This is a genomic window from Phenylobacterium sp. (genome assembly GCF_031425575.1).
Classification (GTDB): Bacteria; Pseudomonadota; Alphaproteobacteria; order Caulobacterales; family Caulobacteraceae; genus Phenylobacterium.
The window spans coordinates 1-17,493 of the sequence record NZ_JANPJP010000045.1 but is presented as its reverse complement, the minus strand read 5'-3'; the positions used below and the strand labels follow the sequence as shown (position 1 = coordinate 17,493).

Sequence of the window (17,493 nt, the reverse complement as noted above, 5' to 3'; positions counted from 1 at the left end):
GACGGTCTTGTCCAGCAGGGTGGTGAGTTCCTCGCGGGACTTCTGGCCGATCCACTTCAGGGTCTGGCCGTTGGCGCCCAGCACGATGGGACGCTGGCTGTCGCGCTCGACATAGATGGTCTGTTCGATGCGCAGGGAGCTGTCCTTGCGCTCCTCGAAGGACGTGGTCTCCACGGCCGCCGCATAGGGCAGCTCCTCGTGGACCCGCAGATAGATCTTCTCACGCGTGATCTCTGCGGCCAGAAGGCGGACCGGCAGGTCGGCGGTCTGGTCTGCGGGATAGAGCCAGGGCCCTTCGGGCATCAGTTCGACCAGGCGCTTCGTTAGGTCCTCGACCCCGGCGCCGGTGGCGGCCGAGATCATGAAGACCTCGGTATAGACGCCTGTTTCGAAGAGCCTTTGCGAGATGGCCAGCAGGTTCTCGCGCTTGACCCCGTCGATCTTGTTCAGCGCCAGGATCACCTGCTTGCCGGCGGCCTGCAGCCCCTCGACGATGGTGTCGACATCGGCCATGCCGCGGCGGTCGGCGGCCTTGCCCTTGCCGTCATTGACGGCGATCTCGGCGGCGGCGTCCACCAGGTGGACCACGGCGTCGGCGTCCTCGGTTCCGCCCCAGGCCGACCGGACCATAGCGCGGTCCAGCCGGCGGCGCGGGGTGAAGATGCCCGGTGTGTCCACCAGGATGATCTGGGTCTCGCCCTCCATGGCCACCCCGCGCACCGGGAAGCGCGTGGTCTGCACCTTCTGGGTGACGATCGAGACCTTGGCGCCCACCATGCGGTTGGTGAGGGTGGACTTGCCGGCGTTGGGCGCGCCGATCACGGCGACAAAACCTGCACGGGTCATTGGGGGGTCTCGAGTTTCGACAGCATTATGTTGGCGACGGCTTTCTGGGCTTCCAGCTTCGATCGGCCCTGCGCCTGTTCCGGCGACTGGCCCTCGATCGAGACTTCGATGGTGAACACCGGCTCGTGGGCGGGCCCCGACTGGGCCACCACATCATAGCGCGGAACAGGTAGTCCCCGCGCCATAGCCCATTCCTGCAGCAAGGTCTTGGAATCCTTGAAGGCGGCCTCGTCCATGGTCTCGAGTTCCGAGACCCAGAACGCCTGGAAGAAGGTCTTCGCCAGGGTCAGGCCGCCCTCGATGTACAGAGCCGCGATCAGCGCCTCGCAGGCGTCTCCCAAGACCTTGTCGTTATCGCGGGTCCCGGTCTTGGTCTCGCCGTGTCCCACCCGCAGGGCGCCGGGCAGACCCACCAGGCGGGCGACGCGGGCGCAGGCCTGGTAGGTGATGATCTTGTTCATCAGGCGAGACATCTCGCCCTCGCGAGCCTCTGGGCGCAGCTCCATCAGCCGCTCGGCGGCCATCAGGTTCAGCACCCGGTCGCCGAGAAATTCCAGGCGCTCGTTGTGGGCGGTCTTGGTGGAGCCACTGCCGACGCTGGCGTGAGTCAGGGCCCGCTCGAGAAGTTCGCGGTCCTGGAAAACGTGGCCTATGCGGGCCTCGAGCTCAGAGACCGCGACTTCGCGCTTGTTCATTTCAGGGTGTGGAAGAACCGGCTGGGCCGGGCGTCCAGGACCCAGGTCCAGGGCTTGAAGAGCGAGGCGCCCTTGTTCCAGGACAGCATGATGATCCGGGCCTTGCCCACCAGGTTCTCGGCCGGAACGTAACCCACGCCGATCTCGGCCGGAACGCGGCTGTCGAGGGAGTTGTCGCGGTTGTCGCCCATGAAGAAGTAGGAGCCCTCGGGCACCACGAAGACGCCGGTGTTGTCCACGTCGCCGTCGGGGCCGAAATCGTAGGTGATGTAGCTCTTGCCGTTGGGCAGGGTCTCTTCATAGCGTTCGACGTTGCGGGTGAAGCCGTAACCGGAGTCCACCATCACCGGCGGCAGCGCTCTACGCGGCACCGCCTTGTCGTTGATGAACAGCACGCCGCCCTTCACCTGGATCCGGTCGCCGGGCAGACCCACGAGGCGCTTGATGTAGTCGATGTGGCCGTCGCGAGGCAGCTTGAAGACGATGATGTCTCCACGATCGGGCTTGCGATCCATGATCCGCCCCTTGAACAGCGGCGGGCTGAAGGGGATCGAGTTCTTGGAATAGCCGTAGGAGTATTTCGACACGATGATGTAGTCGCCCTCCAGGAGGGTCGGATCCATCGAGGCCGAGGGAATGGTGAAGGGCTGGAAGAACAGCACCCGCAGGAACAGTGCGATCAGCAGGGCGTAGACGACCGTTTTCACGATCTCCACGACCTCGTTCAGGGCTCCGGACTTTTCGGAGCTGTCCGCGCTGTGCACGTCTTCAGTCATAGATGGGGTTCCGAACATCCGGCGAGCCGGCGCATTGAGGGCCTGTAGCTAACCGCTGCATAGCCCAGCGGCAAGAGTCGCGCCCGTGAACTCTTTATCCAGGCGAATGGGTCGCATAGCGCGTGGGCCCTACTCCGGCCAGAGGGACCGGCCCCGGACCGGCGTGCCTGCGACCAGCCGACCCGCGGCCGCGTCCCACCGATAAGGGGTCTCCATGCAGCCCTCCTGGTCGTAACCGCCGCAGTCCTCCGCCGTCGTGACGCTGATAAAGGTGGCGGGCGCGGTGGCGACATCGACGGCGTGGACCGGGCCGTCAAGGGACAGGATCACGGCGTCGCCGCTGATGATCCGCAGGCCGGACTCGCCGACCGGCGCCGCCTCCCCGTCCGGGCCGCGCCGGATGCAGCCGCTGTATTCCGAGCCGACGATCCAGTCGGGTCGGCCGTCGCCGGTCAGGTCCGGCGACCGCGACACCAGAGCGCCTTCGTACTTGCCGCCCAGACGCTCGCAGGCGGCGGTCAACTCCGACAGGGCGACGCCAACGGCGGGGGGATAGTCGGCGCCGGCGACCGGGACCGTCTGGAAAAGAGGCCCAGCCAGACGTCCGTCGCCCTGACGGTTCGGTTGTTCGATGAAGCGGCCCTGGGCATCATCCCACCGAAAGCTGCGGTGGCAAGCGTTGACGCCGGAGAGGCCGCAGTTGGTTCCGTGGATTTCGATGTCGAGCACCGCGCCGTCTGGCGCCAGGCGCAGCGCGAACTGGCGCACCTGTTCCTCGAAGGCCAGGACGTGGCCGCCGCCAGGGCGGCTGACGAAGAGCTTCTGGGTGCAGCCGCCGGTGCCGCACCAGGCCATGCCCTGCCGCTCATAGTCGACATGCCAGTCGGGCACGCCGTCATGGGAGATGTCCACCGGGGCGAACAGCCGAACCGCCGGGCGCACGGGCGGCATGTCGTACTTGATGTCTTCATGCACGCCGGCCACCAAGCTGGGCGGCGGGGCGGTGGCGCAGCCGGCCAACACCAACAGGGCAGCAGCCCAGAGCGCCTTCATCGGGCGGACTTCCCTTCATGATGCGCCACCACGGCGCGGGCGACGGCGGCCATCAGGTCCTGGCGTTCGGAAACCGGTCGGCGGGTCTGGGCGATCATCACGGCGACGGCGTAGCTGCGACCGTCCGGGGCGGTCATGATCCCCACGTCGTTGAAGCCGGTGGCCACGGCGCCCCAGACCTGGCCGGTACCGGTCTTGTGGGCCAGGATCCAGCCGGGGGCGAGGCCCGCGGGCAGCCGGCCAGGCCCGGTCTCCGTCTCCTCCATGATCTTCAGCAGCAGGTCGGTGGAGGCGGGCGACAACAGCTCCCCGCGCTGGAGGCGCGCAAGGGCGCCTACAACGCCCACCGGGGTGGCGGCGTCGTAGGGATCGGCCAGGTAGGCGTCGAGGTTCACCGCGCGGGCCTCGGGGGAGAGGGTTTCGCGCTCGTCCCAGAAGGTGCGCGCGAAGGAGTATTCCGGCTTCCAGTCCAGGCCGGCGATCTGGGTCTGCATCACCTTCTCCGGCGGACTGGCCCAGACGCCCTTCAGCCTGTGGCGATCGAGGATCTGCTGCACGGCCGCCTGGCCACCGACATGGCCCACGAGGATGTCATTGGCGGCGTTGTCGCTCTGGGCGATGGCGCCGCGGATCAGCTCCAGCAGGCTGACCGGATAGCCGTTCTCGCCGACATGCTTGCGTAGCGGCTGATGGAAGATGCTGAGGTCGTCCTTGTGGACCACCAGGGTGTCGCCGAGCCCCAGCTGGCCCTTGTCCACCGCGTCGAGGGCGGCGAGCGCCACCCACAGCTTGGAGACGCTCTGCTGCGGATACTTGTTGTCGCCGTCGAAGGTGACGGTCCAGCCTTCGTCGATGTCGCGGACGGCGATGCCGACCCGACCGTCGAAGCCGCGGCCCAGGGACTTGATGCGCGCGGAGAGTTCGGGGGCCTCCTGGGCCGCCACGGCCTGCTGAATCGAGCGGCCTTCCGGCGGCCGCTCGGCAGGCGCCGGCGCCAGGGTCAGGACCGCGCCCAGCAGCAGGGCCACTAGGCCAAACCACCAGCGTTGGCCGTGAGCGACCCGACGCCGCGATGCTCTGGAGGGGCCCGTCATGCCTGTCAGCCTAGCACAATCGCCGGCCGCCTCACCTGCTCTCACCCACCGATTGCGGAGATCGCGGCGCACCCTAGAGAGGAACGGCCTCGATGATCACGAAGGCCTGGGCGTAGGGATGGTCGTCGGTGAGGGAGAGGTGGATCACCGGCTTGTGGCCGGCGGGGATCATCTTCTCCAGGCGGGCCAGGGCGCCATTGGTGAGCGCCATGGTGGGCTGGCCCGAACGCATGTTGACGACGCCCATGTCGCGCCAGAAGACCCCGGCCCGCATGCCGGTGCCGAGCGCCTTGGCGCAGGCCTCCTTGGCGGCGAACCGCTTGGCGTAGCTCGACGCCTTGTCGGGCTTGCGCTCCGAACGGGTGCGCTCGATTTCGGTGAAGATGCGGTTCGTGAACCGCTCGCCGAACCGGTCGAGGCTGCCCTGGATGCGGCGGATGTCCGACAGGTCCGAGCCGATGCCCAGGATCATGCCGCGCGCTCGGCCCGGGCCTCGTCCATCAGGGCGCGCATCCGCTGAATCGCCGGGGTCAGGCCCACGAAGATCGCCTCGCCGATCAGGAAGTGACCGATATTCAGTTCCATCAGCTCGAGGATGGAGGCGATGGGCTTGGCGGTCTCGTAGTCCACCCCGTGGCCGGCATGCACCTCCAGCCCGATCCGGTGCGCCTCGGCCGCCGTGGCGCGCAGCTTCTCCAGCAGGCGTGGGGCGTCCGGCGAGCGGTCGCGGACGGCGTCGCAATAGGGGCCGGTGGTGAGCTCCACCACCTGGGCGCCCACCGACTTGGCGGCGGCCACCTGCTCGAGATCGGCGTCGACGAAACAGGAGACGCGGATGCCGGCCTCGACGAAGCGGCGCACGGTGGGGGCGATGGCGTTGTGGCCCTTGACCACGTCGAGGCCGCCCTCGGTGGTCACCTCCTCCCGGCGCTCAGGCACCAGGCAGGCGGCGTGGGGGACGTGGGCCAGGCAGATGGCCTCCATCTCGGCGGTCACCGCCATCTCGAAGTTCAACGGGATGCCGCGCCGCCGGGTGATCGCAGCCAGCGCCTCCATGTCGGCGTCGGAGATGTGCCGGCGGTCCTCCCGCAGATGAGCGGTGATGCCGTCGGCGCCGGCGGCCATGGCCATCTCGGCGGCCCGTACGGGATCGGGATAGGTGGCGCCCCGGGCGTTCCGGATCGTCGCCACGTGGTCGATGTTCACTCCCAGGCGCAGGCGGGTCATCCGTGCAGTCTCCGGCTGCCCGGGTCTTCCACCGGGATGGCCGCCAGTTCGGGCGGCAGTTGGTCGGCGGGATAGGCCGGCACGTCGAGGCGGGCCAGGGCCACGAACGGCGCGCCGGGATCGGCCTTGCCGCCCGAGCGGTCGACGATGGCGGCGGCCACAACGACGTTGCCCCCGGCCGCCTTGATGGCCTCGACGCATTCACGCGACGACAGGCCGGTGGAGACGATGTCCTCCACCATGGCGATGCGGGCGCCCGGCGGAATTGAGAAGGCCCGACGCAGCTTGAAGGCGCGCCCTTCCCGCTCGACATACATGGAGGGGACCCCCAGGGCGCGAGCGGTCTCGTAGCCCGGAATGATGCCACCCACCGCCGGGGAAATGCACAGATCGACCGGGCCGACCTCCTGGAGGATCCTGGCCGCCAGCGCCTTGCACAGCCGCTCGGTGCGGTCGGGGTACTGGAAGACCAGGTTCTTCTGCAGGAAAGTCCCGGAATGCAGGCCGCTGGAGAGCACGAAGTGTCCCTCGCGCAGGGCGCCCGACGCGCGGAATTCGTCCAGGACCTGTTCGGTGTTCATGATGGCGTCTCCTTGACGCGGCATAGCGAAGCCACGTCAGGCTGTCATCCGGGATGGTGGAGGAAGAGTCGATATCCATGCTGAGCCGCGACATCCGTTTGACGACGCCCCGGCTGGTGTTGCGTCCCACCGAACCCGGCGACGCGGCGCGCATGGCGCAGATCCAGTCCAATTGGAACGTCACGCGGATGCTGCGCCTGGCGCCGTGGCCGGCCACAGAAGCGGCCATGTCCGACTGGGCCGATCTGCACGGCGAGGAGTGGGCGGAGGGGACCGCCTACCGGTTCGCAGTGCTGCTGGACGGGGTGATGATCGGCACGGCCGATATCGACGACATCGACGGGACCTATGGCGAGATCGGCTACTGGTTCGATGAGCCCTATTGGGGCCAGGGGTTCGCCCGCGAGGCCGCCGCCGCCCTGATGGACTTCGCGATCCGGACGGTGGGCTTGAAGCGAATTGTCGCCGGGCACAATGCGGAGAACCCGGCCTCCGGAGCGATCCTCAAACGGCTGGGATTCCACTTCCAGGCCGCGACCACGAAATACTCCAAGCCCCAGGACGCCGAGGTGCCCTATCACATGTACGTCTACGAGGCCTGAGGCGCGCGGCGGCGCAGCATGGGCCAGAACATGTTGAGCGCCAGGCCGCCCAGCACCAGGCCCGCCGCCGTCAGCTTCCAGTCCTGCATCGGCTCGCCCAACAGGGCCGCTGAGGCCGCCATGCCAAACACCGGCACGAAGAAGGCCAGCGGCGAGATGGTGGCGGCCGGATACCTCGCCAGCAGCCAGCCCCAGGCGGCGTAGCCGAACAGGGTGTTGCCCACCGACTGCCAGAGCACCGCGCCCCAGGTGGCCAGGTCGGCGTTCTGGACCCCCATCAGCATCCGCTCGGGCCCCTCGAACACCAGGGACAGGATCAGCAGAGGCGGGATCGAGAACAGGCTCGCCCAGACGACATAGGCCAGGGAGTTCACCCCCGGCGTCGCCCGCTGGACCATGTTGCCGCCGGCCCAGCTGGCCGCGGCGATAAGCACGAGGCCAAGGCCGAGCGGGGTGGTGGACCCGTCGGTGTGCAGGAGGATGATCGCCAGGCCGGCGGTTGCAAGGACCAGGGCCGCGACCTGGAACCGCTTCACCCGCTCCCGGGTCAGCCACATGGATAGGCCGATGGTGAAGAACACCTGGACCTGGACCACCAGGGAGGCCAGGCCCGGCGAGATGTCGCGCTGCATGGCGATGTAGAGCATGCCGAACTGGCCAAGCCCGATCAGCACGCCATAGGCGGCCAGGTTGCGCCACGGGACATCTGGCTTCCTGAGGAAGAAGACCGCCGGAAGCAGGGCGAAGGTGAAGCGCAGGGTGGCGAACAGCAGCGGCGGTAGGTCGGCCAGCGCCACCTTGATGACCACGAAATTGGTGCCCCACACCGCCACCACCGCCAGAGCCAGCAAGGCGGCGCGCCAGGTCAGGGCGTTGGAGGTCATGGCGGGATCCTTGGCGGCGAGGCCTTGCGGCCGGGCTTAGGCGCGCGCGCGCCGGAAAGCTAGTCGGGCGCGCCTGAGCCTGGCGGCAGAAAAACTGCGCGCGCCGGGGATTGAACGCCGCCGCCGGACATGACGAAATCCCCCTCGTGATCACCGTTTAGGTGGCCGGGAGGACAAAATCATGCCGAATCTGCGCATCCGCCGTACGGCCGGGGCCCTCGGGGCGGAGATTTCCGGGGTCGATCTCTCCAGCGACCTGGACGACGCGACCATCGCCGAGATCCGCGCGGCCTTTGTCGAGCACCAGGTGATCTTCTTCCGCGACCAGGCTCTGTCCCCCGAGCAGCAGCTGGCGTTCGGCCACCGGTTCGGGCCGCTGAACATCCACCCCTATGTGGCCGGCATGGCGGGTCACCCCGAGGTGATGGAGGTGATCAAGGAGCCGCAGGACAGGGTGAACTTCGGCGGCGGCTGGCACTCAGACATGAGCTTCCTGGAGCACCCTTCCATCGCCTCGATCCTCTACGCGGTGGAGCTGCCCGACTATGGCGGCGACACGCTGTTTTCGAGCCAGGCGGCGGCCTATGAGGCCCTGACCCCGGGGCTGCGGGCGACTCTGGAGACCCTGAACGCCGTCCACTCCGCCGGCCGGGAGTATTCGTCCAGCGGCCACTCGGCCCAAAAGCGCTCGTCCATGAACGTCGCCGAGGCCGAGGGGGCGACCGGGGAGTTCATCCATCCGGTGGTGCTGACCCACCCGGAGAGCGGGCGCAAGGCGCTCTATGTGAACCCCGCCTTCACGATGAAGATCGACGGCTGGAGCACGCGCGAGTCCAAGCCGCTGCTGGACTTCCTGTTCGAGCATTGCCGCGGCGAGCGGTTCACCACCCGCTTCGTCTGGCGGCCCGGCTCGGTAGCCTTTTGGGACAACCGCTCGGTCTGGCACTATGCGCTGAACGACTATCCGGGCCAGCGCCGCCACATGCGGCGGGTGACGGTGGACGCGGATCCGGCCCGGTACGTGGGCGCCCCGCGCCTGGCGCGCGCCTCGTGAAGCTGTTCCAGACCTATTCCTCGCCCTTCCCGACGCGGGTGCGGTTGATGATCTACGCCAAGGGCCTGGAGGTGACGATCATCGAGCCCCCGGGCTTCCATTCCTCGGCGGAGTCCAAGGGCGACTATCTCGACATCAACCCCATTGGCCGGGTTCCGGCCCTGGTGCTGGAGGACGGCCGCGCCCTGCCGGAGTCCGAGGTGATCTGCGAGTATCTGGAGGATACCTATCCGGAGCCGGCCACCCAGCCGGCCGACGCCTGGGGCCGGGCCCAGATGCGGCTGCTGTCGCGCATCTGCGACTTCTACGTGGTCATGGCCATGGTCCCGCTGTTCAACTTCTCGGCCCGCTCGCGCAAGCACTGGGACCCTGTCGCGATCCGCGCGGCGACCGACAAGGTGGCCGAGGCGTTGGGCTTCCTGGAAGAATACATCGGCGTCGACGGCTATGCGGTGGGCAAGAGCCTGACCCAGGCCGACGGCGCCATCACGCCGCAGCTCGTCCTGGCCTGCGAGTGGATCCCCGGCCTGTTCGGCACGCCCGACCCGCTTGAGGGTCTGCCGAAGCTCGCGGCCTATTGGCGGGCGATCCAGGCCGATCCCATCGCGTCACGCCTGATCACCGAGACCCGGGACGCCATCGCCCACGAGCAGGCCTCGGCCAAGGCGCAGGCGAGCGCAGCGCGGGCCGCGACCTAGAGCATGTCAGGCGCAAGTGGGCGCCGGTTCGCCGCCCGGACATGCTCTAGATTCAAGAAGATAGACCCTTTTTATCCGATCAGGTTGATTCAACCTGATCCGGAAAGGGTCTAGCCTTTGGCGCGTTCCACCGTCTCGACGGCGGGGTTGGCGCGCAGGGCCGCGCCGATATGGGTGAGGTGGCGGGCGTCCTTGACCTCGACATCGAAGTCGACGTCGAAGAAGTCGGCGTGGCGGCGGTGCATGCGCAGGTTGACGATGTTGCCGCCCGCCTCGCCGATCACCGTGCAGGCCTGGCCCAGCACGCCCGGCGCATTGCGGATGGTGGCGGTGAGGCGCGACAGGGTCACGGTGTTGCGCTCGGCCTCCGGCGTCCATTGCAGGTCGCGCCAGAGGTCTTCCTTGTCCTCGTACTCCGCCAGCTTGGCGCAATCGATGGTGTGGACGGTCAGGCCGCCGCCATCCGGCTCAATGATGCCGACGATGCGGTCACCGGGCACCGGGGTGCAGCACTGGCCGAAATGCAGTGAGACGCCGGCGGTCAGACCGCCGCCACGCACATAGAGGCGGGCGGCCTTGCCCCCCTCGATCCGCCGCACCGCGGTGGCCGCCTCGCGGTCCGAGGCCTTCAGCCCCGGGAAAATCACGTCCAGCACCTGGGTCGGCGAGATGCGGCCACGGCCGACGATCTCGAACAGGTCGTCCTCGCTGGTAACGGCGAAGCGTTCCAGGGCGGGCTTCAAGGAGACGTCCTTGCGGGCCTTGCCGGCGCGCTCGAAGGTCTGGTCTACCGTGGCGCGGCCCAGGCGGGTGAATTCCTCCTTCTCCGTCTGGCGGATGTGGCGGCGGATGGCCGAGCGGGCACGGCCGGTGACCGTCAGCGAGCGCCAGTCCGGCGGCACCACGGGCTTGGCGCCGCGGATCACCTCGACCACATCTCCGTTCTGAAGAGTCGTTCGTAAGGGCTTGAGTTCACCGTTGATCTTCACGCCGATGCAGGTGTCGCCCACGTCGGTGTGGACGGCATAGGCGAAGTCGAGCGGCATCGCGCCGCGGGGAAGGCTGACCAGCTTGCCCTTCGGCGTGAAGACGAAGGCCTGGTCGAGATACATCTCGAGCTTGGCGTGCTCCACCAGCTCCTCGACGTCGCCGCCGTGCTCCAGCACCTGGACGAGGTGCCGCAGGTTGAGCAGCGGGTCGCGGCCGCCGGCGTCGGCCTGGGCCTCGGCGTCGAAGCCGTAGGACTTGTCCTTGTAGCGCCAGTGGGCGGCCACGCCGTCCTCCGCCACCCGGTCCATGGCCTCGGTGCGGATCTGCATCTCGATGCGCATGCCCCGCGGTCCCACCACCGTCGAATGGATCGAGCGGTAGTTGTTGCGCTTGGGCGTGGAGATGAAGTCCTTGAACCGCTCGGGCACGCTGGGCCAGGCGCGGTGGATGACACCGAGGGCGCGGTAGCAGTCCTCCTCGGAGTCCACGATCACCCGGAAGGCGTAGATGTCGGAGAGCTGCGAGAAGCCGATCGACTTGCGCTGCAGCTTTCTCCAGATCGAATAGGGGTTTTTCTCGCGGCCGAAGACCCGGGCCGAGAGACCGCCGGCCTCCAGCTTGGCGGCGATTTCGGCCGAGACCACGGCGACGGCCCCGCCCTGCTCGATCCGCAGAGCCTCGAGCCTGCGGCCGATGGCGTCGCGGGCCACAGGATTGAGGTGCTCGAAGGCCAGCTCCTCCAGCTCCGAGCAGATGCGGTGACAGCCGATGGAGCGCGCCAGAGGGGCGTAGATGTCCAAGGTCTCGCGGGCGATCCGCTCACGCTTGGCCGGGCTCTTGATGTAGTGCAGCGTCCGCATGTTGTGCAGGCGGTCCGCCAGCTTGACCATCAGGACGCGAACGTCCTTGGAAATGGCCAGGATGAACTTGCGCAGGTTCTCGGCCTGCTTGGTGTGCTCGCTGTTGAGCTCCAGCTTGGTGAGCTTGGTGACGCCCTCGACCAGCTCGCTGATCTCGGCCCCGAACAGGTCGGTGATGTCCTGGGCGCTGACCGGGGTGTCCTCGATCACGTCATGCAGCAGGGCCGTGACGATGGTCGCGGTGTCCAGCCGGTAGTCGGTGAGGATGCCGGCCACCTCGATGGGGTGGGCGAAATAGGGGTCGCCGGAGGCGCGCTTCTGCGACCCATGCATGCGCATGGCGTAGACATAGGCGCGGTTCAGGATCGCCTCGTCGGCGGTGGGGTCGTAGGAGCGGACCTTCTCGATCAGCTCATACTGGCGGAGCATCCGCGGGGGCCGAGCTGGACTCGGCGGCGCAATCTTCTGGTCGGCGGCGGGGTCAGGCGCCGCCGTAAGCGTGAGGGGTTCTGCGCCTTCCGGGCTCAGTACCGCTCCTCCTGACCGCCATCGCGGTCGCTCTGCAGGGCGCGAACCAGTTCCAGTTCGCTCATCTGCATGTGGGTCGGATCGGCGAGCAGGGCGAGGGTCTCGGCCTCTTCCTCGGCTTCCGAGCGCTCGTCGACGCGCTGCAGGGTCCCGATCAGGGTCTCGCGCAGTTCCTCGGCGTCCACCACGTCATCGGCGATTTCACGCAGGGAGACGACGGGGTTCTTGTCGTTGTCGCGATCGACCAGGATAGCCGAGCCGGCCGAAATAGCGCGGGCCCGGTGGGCCGCCAGCAGCACGAGGCTGAAGCGGTTCGGAACTCGTTCGATGCAATCTTCGACGGTGACGCGGGCCATGGAATCCTCAAGTCGCGAGTAGAACCGATCAAAATAGAGGGTTTGACGGCGTTGTGCAACGCCGCATGGCGCGTCAGATCGGCCCGTCTTGCGCCTTTTTCGAGGCGGGACGCGCATCCAGGCCCACCGTGGCGTCCGCCACCAGGTCGCGCGCGGTCTTTCCAAGGGTCGGATGGCGCCAACTTGGCGCGATCTCGGCCAGCGGCCCCATGACGAAAAGCCGCTCATGGGCGCGGGGATGGGGCAGCAGCAGATCGTCTGCCGCCAAAGCGGACCGGCCGTAGGCGATCAGGTCAAGATCCAGGGTGCGGGGGTCGTTCTTCTCGCTCCGCACGCGACCAAACTCGGCCTCGATTGAGAAAAGGGTATGCAGAGCCTGCAGCGGCGTCAGCTTCGTCTCGACAAGCGCGACGCCGTTGCGATACTCGTTGGCGGTCGGGTCCGGCCAGGCGGCAGAGCTCCACCAGGACGACCGGGCGACCACAGGCAATCCCGCCTGGGCGAAACGAGCGAGCGCCGCCTCAAGAAGAGCTTCGGACGAACCATAGTCGCCGGCCATATTACCGCCCAGCGCGACGATGACAGCCCCGTCCAGGTCCATGCGCCCCCCGCCCCCTTTTTGGATTTCCGATCCCAATGACATTTTACCCCACGGACAGGCTGGCGCTCTTCATTGACGGCGCGAACCTCTATTCGGCCGCCAAGGGGCTCGGCTTCGATATCGACTATCGCAAGCTGCTGGAAGAGTTCCGCACGCGCGGCGTTCTGGTGCGCGCCTACTACTACACCGCCCTGGTGGAGGATCAGGAGTACTCGCCGATCCGCCCGCTGGTGGACTGGCTGGACTATAACGGCTTCCGCCTGGTGACGAAGCCGGCCCGGGAATACACCGACGCCCAGGGGCGCAAGCGCTGGCGCGGCGATATGGATGTCGAGATCGCCGTCGACATGCTGGAAATGGCCGCCCACGCCGACCACCTGGTGCTGTTCTCCGGCGACGGCGACTTCCGTTGCCTGGTGGAGGCGGTTCAGCGCAAGGGCGCGCGGGTCACCGTGGTCTCCACCGTGAAATCCCAGCCGCCGATGGCCAGCGACGACCTGCGCCGCCAGGCCGACCACTTCATCGACCTGTCCGACCTGGCCGACATCATCGGCCGGCCCTCGCGCCTGCCGCGCTTCATCCAGGAAAGCCGCACCGGGGCCGACCGCGAGGCGGACGCCGAGGCCTGATGCCCAATGCGACCGCCGTGGCCGAGCCGCCACGGGACTGCCCGCTCTGCCCGCGCCTGGTGGCCTATCGGGCGGCCAACCGCGCCGAGCATCCCGACTGGTGGAACGGCCCGGCCCCCTCCTTCGGCGACCAGAACGCGCGCCTGCTGGTGGCGGGCCTGGCGCCCGGCCGCACGGGCGCCAACCGCACGGGCAGGCCCTTCACCGGCGATGGCGCGGGGGTGATGCTCTACGAAACGCTCCTGAAGACGGGCTTCGCGCGCGGCGTCTATCAGGCGCGGCCGGACGACGGGCTGGAACTGGCCGACTGCATGATCACCAATGCGGTGCGCTGCGCCCCGCCGCTCAACAAGCCCGAGACCAGCGAAGAGGCCACCTGCCGCCCGTTCCTGACCGCGCGGCTGGCCGCCCTGCCCCGCCTGAAGGTGATCATCACCCTGGGCGACGTCTCGCGGCGCAATGTGCTGAAGGCGATTGGACTCAAGGCGTCCGCCGGCCCGCCAGGCCACGGAACCGAGTTCCGAGCCGGGCCATATGTCATCCTCAACAGCTATCACTGCTCACGTCTCAATACGAACACGGGGCGGCTGACGGCGGAGATGTTCGAGGCGGTGTTCCGGCGTGCACGGGAACTGATCGAAGCCTAGTGGATGGATTCTGACGCATGGTGCTCCCATGGCCCCAGGAAGGGCCCGCGGACCTCGCCGAAAGCGGACCCTTGGTATGCGTGCTGAGGGTGGAATGCGGACGTCAGGTCTTCGGGCCTCCCCAGCGCTCAGGGTCGGCGATCTCGGCCTGTAGCTTGTCCGGGAAGTTCACCCAGCTTGTTTGCGAAGTAAGCGACAGCCGAACGCCATACTCAGTTTCCGCAGCGGCCAGGATTTGGCCGAACCACATCGGGTACGTCCATTCCCGAGGCTTGGGGCCGAACAGGGACCGGCTCGCAGGGTTCCACCCGACTTCCATCGCGGCTCGGTAGATGACTGAGAAGCTCTGCGTGGCGGGCTTCACAAAAAGTCTGCCGTCGTCTCGGATTTCAACTTTGTCGATTGGATCGGCGATCATCGGTCGAGCCTAGCTCACGTTGAGCAGCACACAAGCCGACCTTCCGACCGTCAGCAAAGGGTCGCGAGCGGCCCCGAGCGCAGTCACTGCAAGCGGACGTTCCCCGAGACCGCCCGAAACCGAACCCTCCTGAAGGCAACGAAGGGTGAAAGCCAGACCTATTGCCGGTCTTCGATGTTTGCCCCAAACAGCCGGAAGATCAGGCGTCGGACAAGAAGATAGAGCGGCACCACGACTGCCACTATGGCAGCTCCGGCAACCCACAGAAATTTGTCTGGACCTAGAAAGCGCGTAGCGGTCTGGAACCACGCGTCCGGGGCGTGCTTGATCGCAAGCACGATAGGAAGAGCAAGGATGGCCAATGCTAGGTCAACTAAGCCTTCTCGAAGGCCCGACTTCCTAATCTGCATAGACATAAGCTTAGTTGAGGGGCGTCCCGTCCACTATGGTTATTAGGAGACGTCCGGGTCCTGCGGGGACGTCGGTGACCGCCTACGATCCGGCCGGGTGAACGCTTTCCATGCCAGCTCGTCTGTGCCCGGCCCAGACAAGGGGCGGCTCATTTGGTGCAGGTTGACCGCTCGGCCAATTCCAATCGCGAGATAGTGGAATGGGGTAGGGATCGCCCAAATCCAGAACAGAAATTCGAGATTGAACCGAACGTCAGCCTGATGATCAGGATAGGCTAAGATGACCGCCTGGACGACTGTGGTGATCACATAGACCGTGACAGCGAAGACGGCCCATCGCACAAAGATCGGAAGGCGTTTGAGGTTCATTGTGCCTTCGCTGTCGCTGAGCTTGGCCATTGTCAATCTCCGCGATGATGCGCGAGGCATGGGAACCGCACAATACATAGCCGCGATGTCCGCCGCGGGTCGATTCTCACCGCTGGCTTCGGGCCTGGATGCGGAACCTCTAGCGACACGCGCGTCAGCCGTTTGCTGGGACACAAGCGTCTGAACGTCTCCACTAGGCCGGCTTGGACCAATAGAAGTAGCGCCAGGCCTGCTCGAAGCCGGCGCGGCGATAAAGCGCGCGGGCCGGCGCGTTCTTCTCCTCCACCTGCAGGAAGGCGCGGTCGATGCCGCGGGCCAGGGCCTCGCCCGCCAGCCCCGCCAGGACGCGTCCGGCCAGGCCCTCGCCCCGGTGGCTCAGATCGGTTCGCATGCCATGGAAGCTGGCCCAGCCGTGGCCATAGGATCCGCAGCCGACGGCGACGGTCCTCTCCCCGTCCCGCACCATGCCGAACCGCCCGCCGGGCGCACGGCTCAGCGCCTTGACCCGATAGGCGCCGTCGACGGGATCAAATCCCTCCCCCAGGAAGACGGCCGCCCAGGCGTCGTCGGGACGCTCGGTGATCTCGGCGGGCGGAAGGTCGGTGACGGCGGTGACGGCGGCGGTCGCCGAGATCTTCACCAGGGTCGGCTGCTCGCACGCGTAGCCGCGCCGGATCAGCTCGGCGCGAACCGCTTCCAGGCCCGGGCCATCGGCGACCCGGAAGGCGGGCGTGAGGCCGCGCCCGGCATAGGCCGCCTCAATGCGGTCAAAGACGGTGCGGTCGGCCGGCAGGTCGTGGCGCAAGGGTACGGCGCTGGCCGCGCGGCGGATGGAGCCGGGATCGAGGCCCACCAGCCAGCCCTCGATCTCCAGAACTTGCTCAGGCGCGACGGCGGCCAGGGTCGCGCGTTCGATGGCTTCGACCTGGTCGGCCCCGACCATCAGCCCCGGTCGCGCATCAGGCGCGCCTTGTCACGCTGCCAGTCGCGGTCGGCGGTGGCCTGGCGCTTGTCGTGGTTCTGCTTGCCCTTGGCGAGGGCGATCTCGAGCTTGGCGAGGCCCTTCTCGTTCCAATAGAGCTTCATCGGAATGAGGGTGCGGCCCTCGCGCTGCACGGCGCCGATCAGTTTCTCGATCTGCTTCTTGTGCAGCAGCAGCTTCCGGTGGCGGCGGGGCTCGTGGTTGAAACGGTTGGCCTGGCCGTAGGGCGGAATGTCGGCGTTGATCAGCACGATGTCCCGGCCTTCGACCGAGGCGTAGGACTCCGCGATATTGGCGCGGCCCACGCGCAGGGACTTCACCTCGGTGCCGGTCAGCATGATGCCGGCCTCGAAGGTCTCCTCGAGGAAGTAGTCGTACCGCGCGCGCCGGTTCTCGGCGATCAGCTTGCCGGCCATCAGATCAGTCCGGTTTCCCGCAGCGCGGCGAGAACCTCTTGGCGGGCGGTGTCCGAGCAGGCGGTGATCGGCAGGCGGACGTCTTCCTGGCAGAGGCCGAGATGCGCCATGGCGAACTTGGTGGGGGCGGGCGAGGCGTCGGAGAACAGCGACTTGTGCAGCAGCAGCAGGCGGTCCTGCCAGTAGAGGGCGGTCTTCCAGTCCTCAGCCATCGCGGCGTTGTAGAAGGCCGCGCAAAGGTCGGGCGCGACGTTGGAGGTCACCGAAATGCAGCCGTGTCCGCCGTGGGCCATGTAGCCCAGGGCCGTGGGATCATCGCCCGACAGCATCACCCAGTCGGGACCGCACAGCAGGCGCTGCATGGTGGCCCGGGTCATGTCGCCGGTGGCGTCCTTGACGCCGACGATGTTGGGCAGCTTGGAGAGCCGGCCCAGGGTGGCGTCGGCGATGTCTATGCTGGTGCGGCCGGGCACGTTGTAGACCAGGACCGGAAGCTGCACGGCCTCGTTAATCGCCGCATAGTGGGCGTAGAGGCCCTCCTGGCTCGGACGATTGTAGTAGGGAGTCACCACCAGGGCGGCATGGGCCCCGACCGTCTTGGCGTGGTGAACCAGCTCGATGGCCTCGGCCGTCGAATTGGAGCCCGCGCCGGCGATAATCGGCACACGCCCGGCGGCGGTGGCGACGCACAGTTCTACAACCCGACGGTGTTCGTCGTGGCTCAGGGTGGCGGTTTCGCCTGTGGTGCCAACGGGCACCAGGCCGTGGACACCGCCT

Annotated in this window: 22 protein-coding genes; 5 read left to right on the top strand and 17 right to left on the bottom strand. The window is 67.4% G+C overall.

Annotation, left to right across the window (positions count from 1 at the left end; genetic code table 11):
• The 8 genes from era to pyrE all read right to left on the bottom strand — a co-directional run.
• The coding region (gene era / locus RMO97_RS02525; RefSeq protein ID WP_310538977.1) for a GTPase Era at positions 1-846 on the bottom strand (846 nt) is incomplete at its 3' end.
• Complete coding sequence (rnc, locus tag RMO97_RS02520) at positions 843-1,541, bottom strand: ribonuclease III (protein ID WP_310538976.1); 699 nt, start codon at positions 1,539-1,541, stop codon at positions 843-845. The genes rnc and era, both read right to left, overlap by 4 nt.
• Positions 1,538-2,317 (bottom strand): signal peptidase I, encoded by a 780-nt coding sequence (lepB, locus tag RMO97_RS02515; protein ID WP_310538975.1) that lies wholly within the window; start codon positions 2,315-2,317, stop codon positions 1,538-1,540. The genes rnc and lepB overlap by 4 nt, the downstream gene beginning before the upstream one ends.
• 129 nt (positions 2,318-2,446) lie before the next feature.
• A complete protein-coding gene (locus RMO97_RS02510) occupies positions 2,447-3,370 on the bottom strand; it encodes a hypothetical protein (protein ID WP_310538974.1) in 924 nt (307 codons plus the stop codon).
• Positions 3,367-4,464, bottom strand: coding sequence for a class A beta-lactamase (gene bla / locus RMO97_RS02505; protein WP_310538973.1), 1,098 nt, complete (start codon positions 4,462-4,464; stop codon positions 3,367-3,369). Before bla ends, RMO97_RS02510 begins: the two co-directional genes overlap by 4 nt.
• A 73-nt stretch (positions 4,465-4,537) precedes the next feature.
• Positions 4,538-4,936, bottom strand: a complete 399-nt coding sequence (gene acpS, locus RMO97_RS02500; protein ID WP_310538972.1) for a holo-ACP synthase — start codon at positions 4,934-4,936, stop codon at positions 4,538-4,540.
• A complete protein-coding gene (locus tag RMO97_RS02495) occupies positions 4,933-5,691 on the bottom strand; it encodes a pyridoxine 5'-phosphate synthase (protein ID WP_310538971.1) in 759 nt (252 codons plus the stop codon). Before RMO97_RS02495 ends, acpS begins: the two co-directional genes overlap by 4 nt.
• Positions 5,688-6,272 carry an orotate phosphoribosyltransferase gene (pyrE, locus tag RMO97_RS02490; RefSeq protein ID WP_310538970.1) on the bottom strand — a complete coding sequence of 195 codons (585 nt, stop codon included), beginning with the start codon at positions 6,270-6,272 and terminating at the stop codon, positions 5,688-5,690. Before pyrE ends, RMO97_RS02495 begins: the two co-directional genes overlap by 4 nt.
• Positions 6,273-6,349: 77 nt before the next feature.
• Between pyrE and RMO97_RS02485 the strand changes: the two genes are divergently transcribed.
• Positions 6,350-6,874 (top strand): GNAT family N-acetyltransferase, encoded by a 525-nt coding sequence (locus RMO97_RS02485; protein WP_310538969.1) that lies wholly within the window; start codon positions 6,350-6,352, stop codon positions 6,872-6,874.
• Here RMO97_RS02485 and RMO97_RS02480 read toward each other — a convergent pair.
• Positions 6,862-7,758 (bottom strand): EamA family transporter, encoded by an 897-nt coding sequence (locus tag RMO97_RS02480; RefSeq protein WP_310538968.1) that lies wholly within the window; start codon positions 7,756-7,758, stop codon positions 6,862-6,864. The two genes, RMO97_RS02485 and RMO97_RS02480, sit on opposite strands and share 13 nt — an antisense overlap.
• 181 nt (positions 7,759-7,939) lie before the next feature.
• Here RMO97_RS02480 and RMO97_RS02475 point away from each other — a divergent pair, with 181 nt between their 5' ends.
• Entirely contained in the window at positions 7,940-8,812 is an 873-nt protein-coding gene (locus RMO97_RS02475; protein ID WP_310538967.1) for a TauD/TfdA family dioxygenase, read from the top strand.
• A complete protein-coding gene (locus RMO97_RS02470) occupies positions 8,809-9,510 on the top strand; it encodes a glutathione S-transferase family protein (RefSeq protein ID WP_310538966.1) in 702 nt (233 codons plus the stop codon). The genes RMO97_RS02475 and RMO97_RS02470 overlap by 4 nt, the downstream gene beginning before the upstream one ends.
• Positions 9,511-9,620: 110 nt before the next feature.
• Here RMO97_RS02470 and RMO97_RS02465 read toward each other — a convergent pair whose 3' ends face one another.
• From RMO97_RS02465 to folK, 3 genes are all read right to left on the bottom strand, one after another.
• Positions 9,621-11,789: a bifunctional (p)ppGpp synthetase/guanosine-3',5'-bis(diphosphate) 3'-pyrophosphohydrolase gene (locus RMO97_RS02465; protein ID WP_310538965.1), complete on the bottom strand. Its 2,169-nt coding sequence runs from the start codon at positions 11,787-11,789 to the stop codon at positions 9,621-9,623.
• A gap of 95 nt (positions 11,790-11,884) precedes the next feature.
• Complete coding sequence (rpoZ, locus tag RMO97_RS02460; protein WP_215340105.1) at positions 11,885-12,244, bottom strand: DNA-directed RNA polymerase subunit omega; 360 nt, start codon at positions 12,242-12,244, stop codon at positions 11,885-11,887.
• A gap of 73 nt (positions 12,245-12,317) precedes the next feature.
• Positions 12,318-12,845, bottom strand: a complete 528-nt coding sequence (gene folK, locus RMO97_RS02455) for a 2-amino-4-hydroxy-6-hydroxymethyldihydropteridine diphosphokinase (protein ID WP_310538964.1) — start codon at positions 12,843-12,845, stop codon at positions 12,318-12,320.
• A gap of 35 nt (positions 12,846-12,880) precedes the next feature.
• Between folK and RMO97_RS02450 the strand changes: the two genes are divergently transcribed.
• Together RMO97_RS02450 and RMO97_RS02445 are read left to right on the top strand one after the other, a co-directional pair.
• The gene (locus RMO97_RS02450; protein ID WP_215340093.1) at positions 12,881-13,474 is read left to right on the top strand and encodes an NYN domain-containing protein; all 594 of its coding nucleotides are present in this window, start codon (positions 12,881-12,883) and stop codon (positions 13,472-13,474) included.
• Positions 13,474-14,121 carry a uracil-DNA glycosylase gene (locus RMO97_RS02445; protein ID WP_310538963.1) on the top strand — a complete coding sequence of 216 codons (648 nt, stop codon included), beginning with the start codon at positions 13,474-13,476 and terminating at the stop codon, positions 14,119-14,121. The genes RMO97_RS02450 and RMO97_RS02445 overlap by 1 nt, the downstream gene beginning before the upstream one ends.
• Positions 14,122-14,224: 103 nt before the next feature.
• Here RMO97_RS02445 and RMO97_RS02440 read toward each other — a convergent pair whose 3' ends face one another.
• The 5 genes from RMO97_RS02440 to dapA all read right to left on the bottom strand — a co-directional run.
• The gene (locus RMO97_RS02440) at positions 14,225-14,539 is read right to left on the bottom strand and encodes a hypothetical protein (protein WP_310538962.1); all 315 of its coding nucleotides are present in this window, start codon (positions 14,537-14,539) and stop codon (positions 14,225-14,227) included.
• Between the two features lie 452 nt (positions 14,540-14,991).
• Positions 14,992-15,348 carry a hypothetical protein gene (locus RMO97_RS02435; protein WP_310538961.1) on the bottom strand — a complete coding sequence of 119 codons (357 nt, stop codon included), beginning with the start codon at positions 15,346-15,348 and terminating at the stop codon, positions 14,992-14,994.
• Between the two features lie 163 nt (positions 15,349-15,511).
• Entirely contained in the window at positions 15,512-16,261 is a 750-nt protein-coding gene (locus tag RMO97_RS02430) for a GNAT family N-acetyltransferase (RefSeq protein WP_310538960.1), read from the bottom strand.
• Positions 16,261-16,716, bottom strand: coding sequence for an SsrA-binding protein SmpB (smpB, locus tag RMO97_RS02425; protein WP_310538959.1), 456 nt, complete (start codon positions 16,714-16,716; stop codon positions 16,261-16,263). The genes RMO97_RS02430 and smpB overlap by 1 nt, the downstream gene beginning before the upstream one ends.
• On the bottom strand, positions 16,716-17,493 hold a 778-nt coding region (gene dapA / locus RMO97_RS02420; protein WP_310538958.1), incomplete at its 5' end, for a 4-hydroxy-tetrahydrodipicolinate synthase. The genes dapA and smpB, both read right to left, overlap by 1 nt.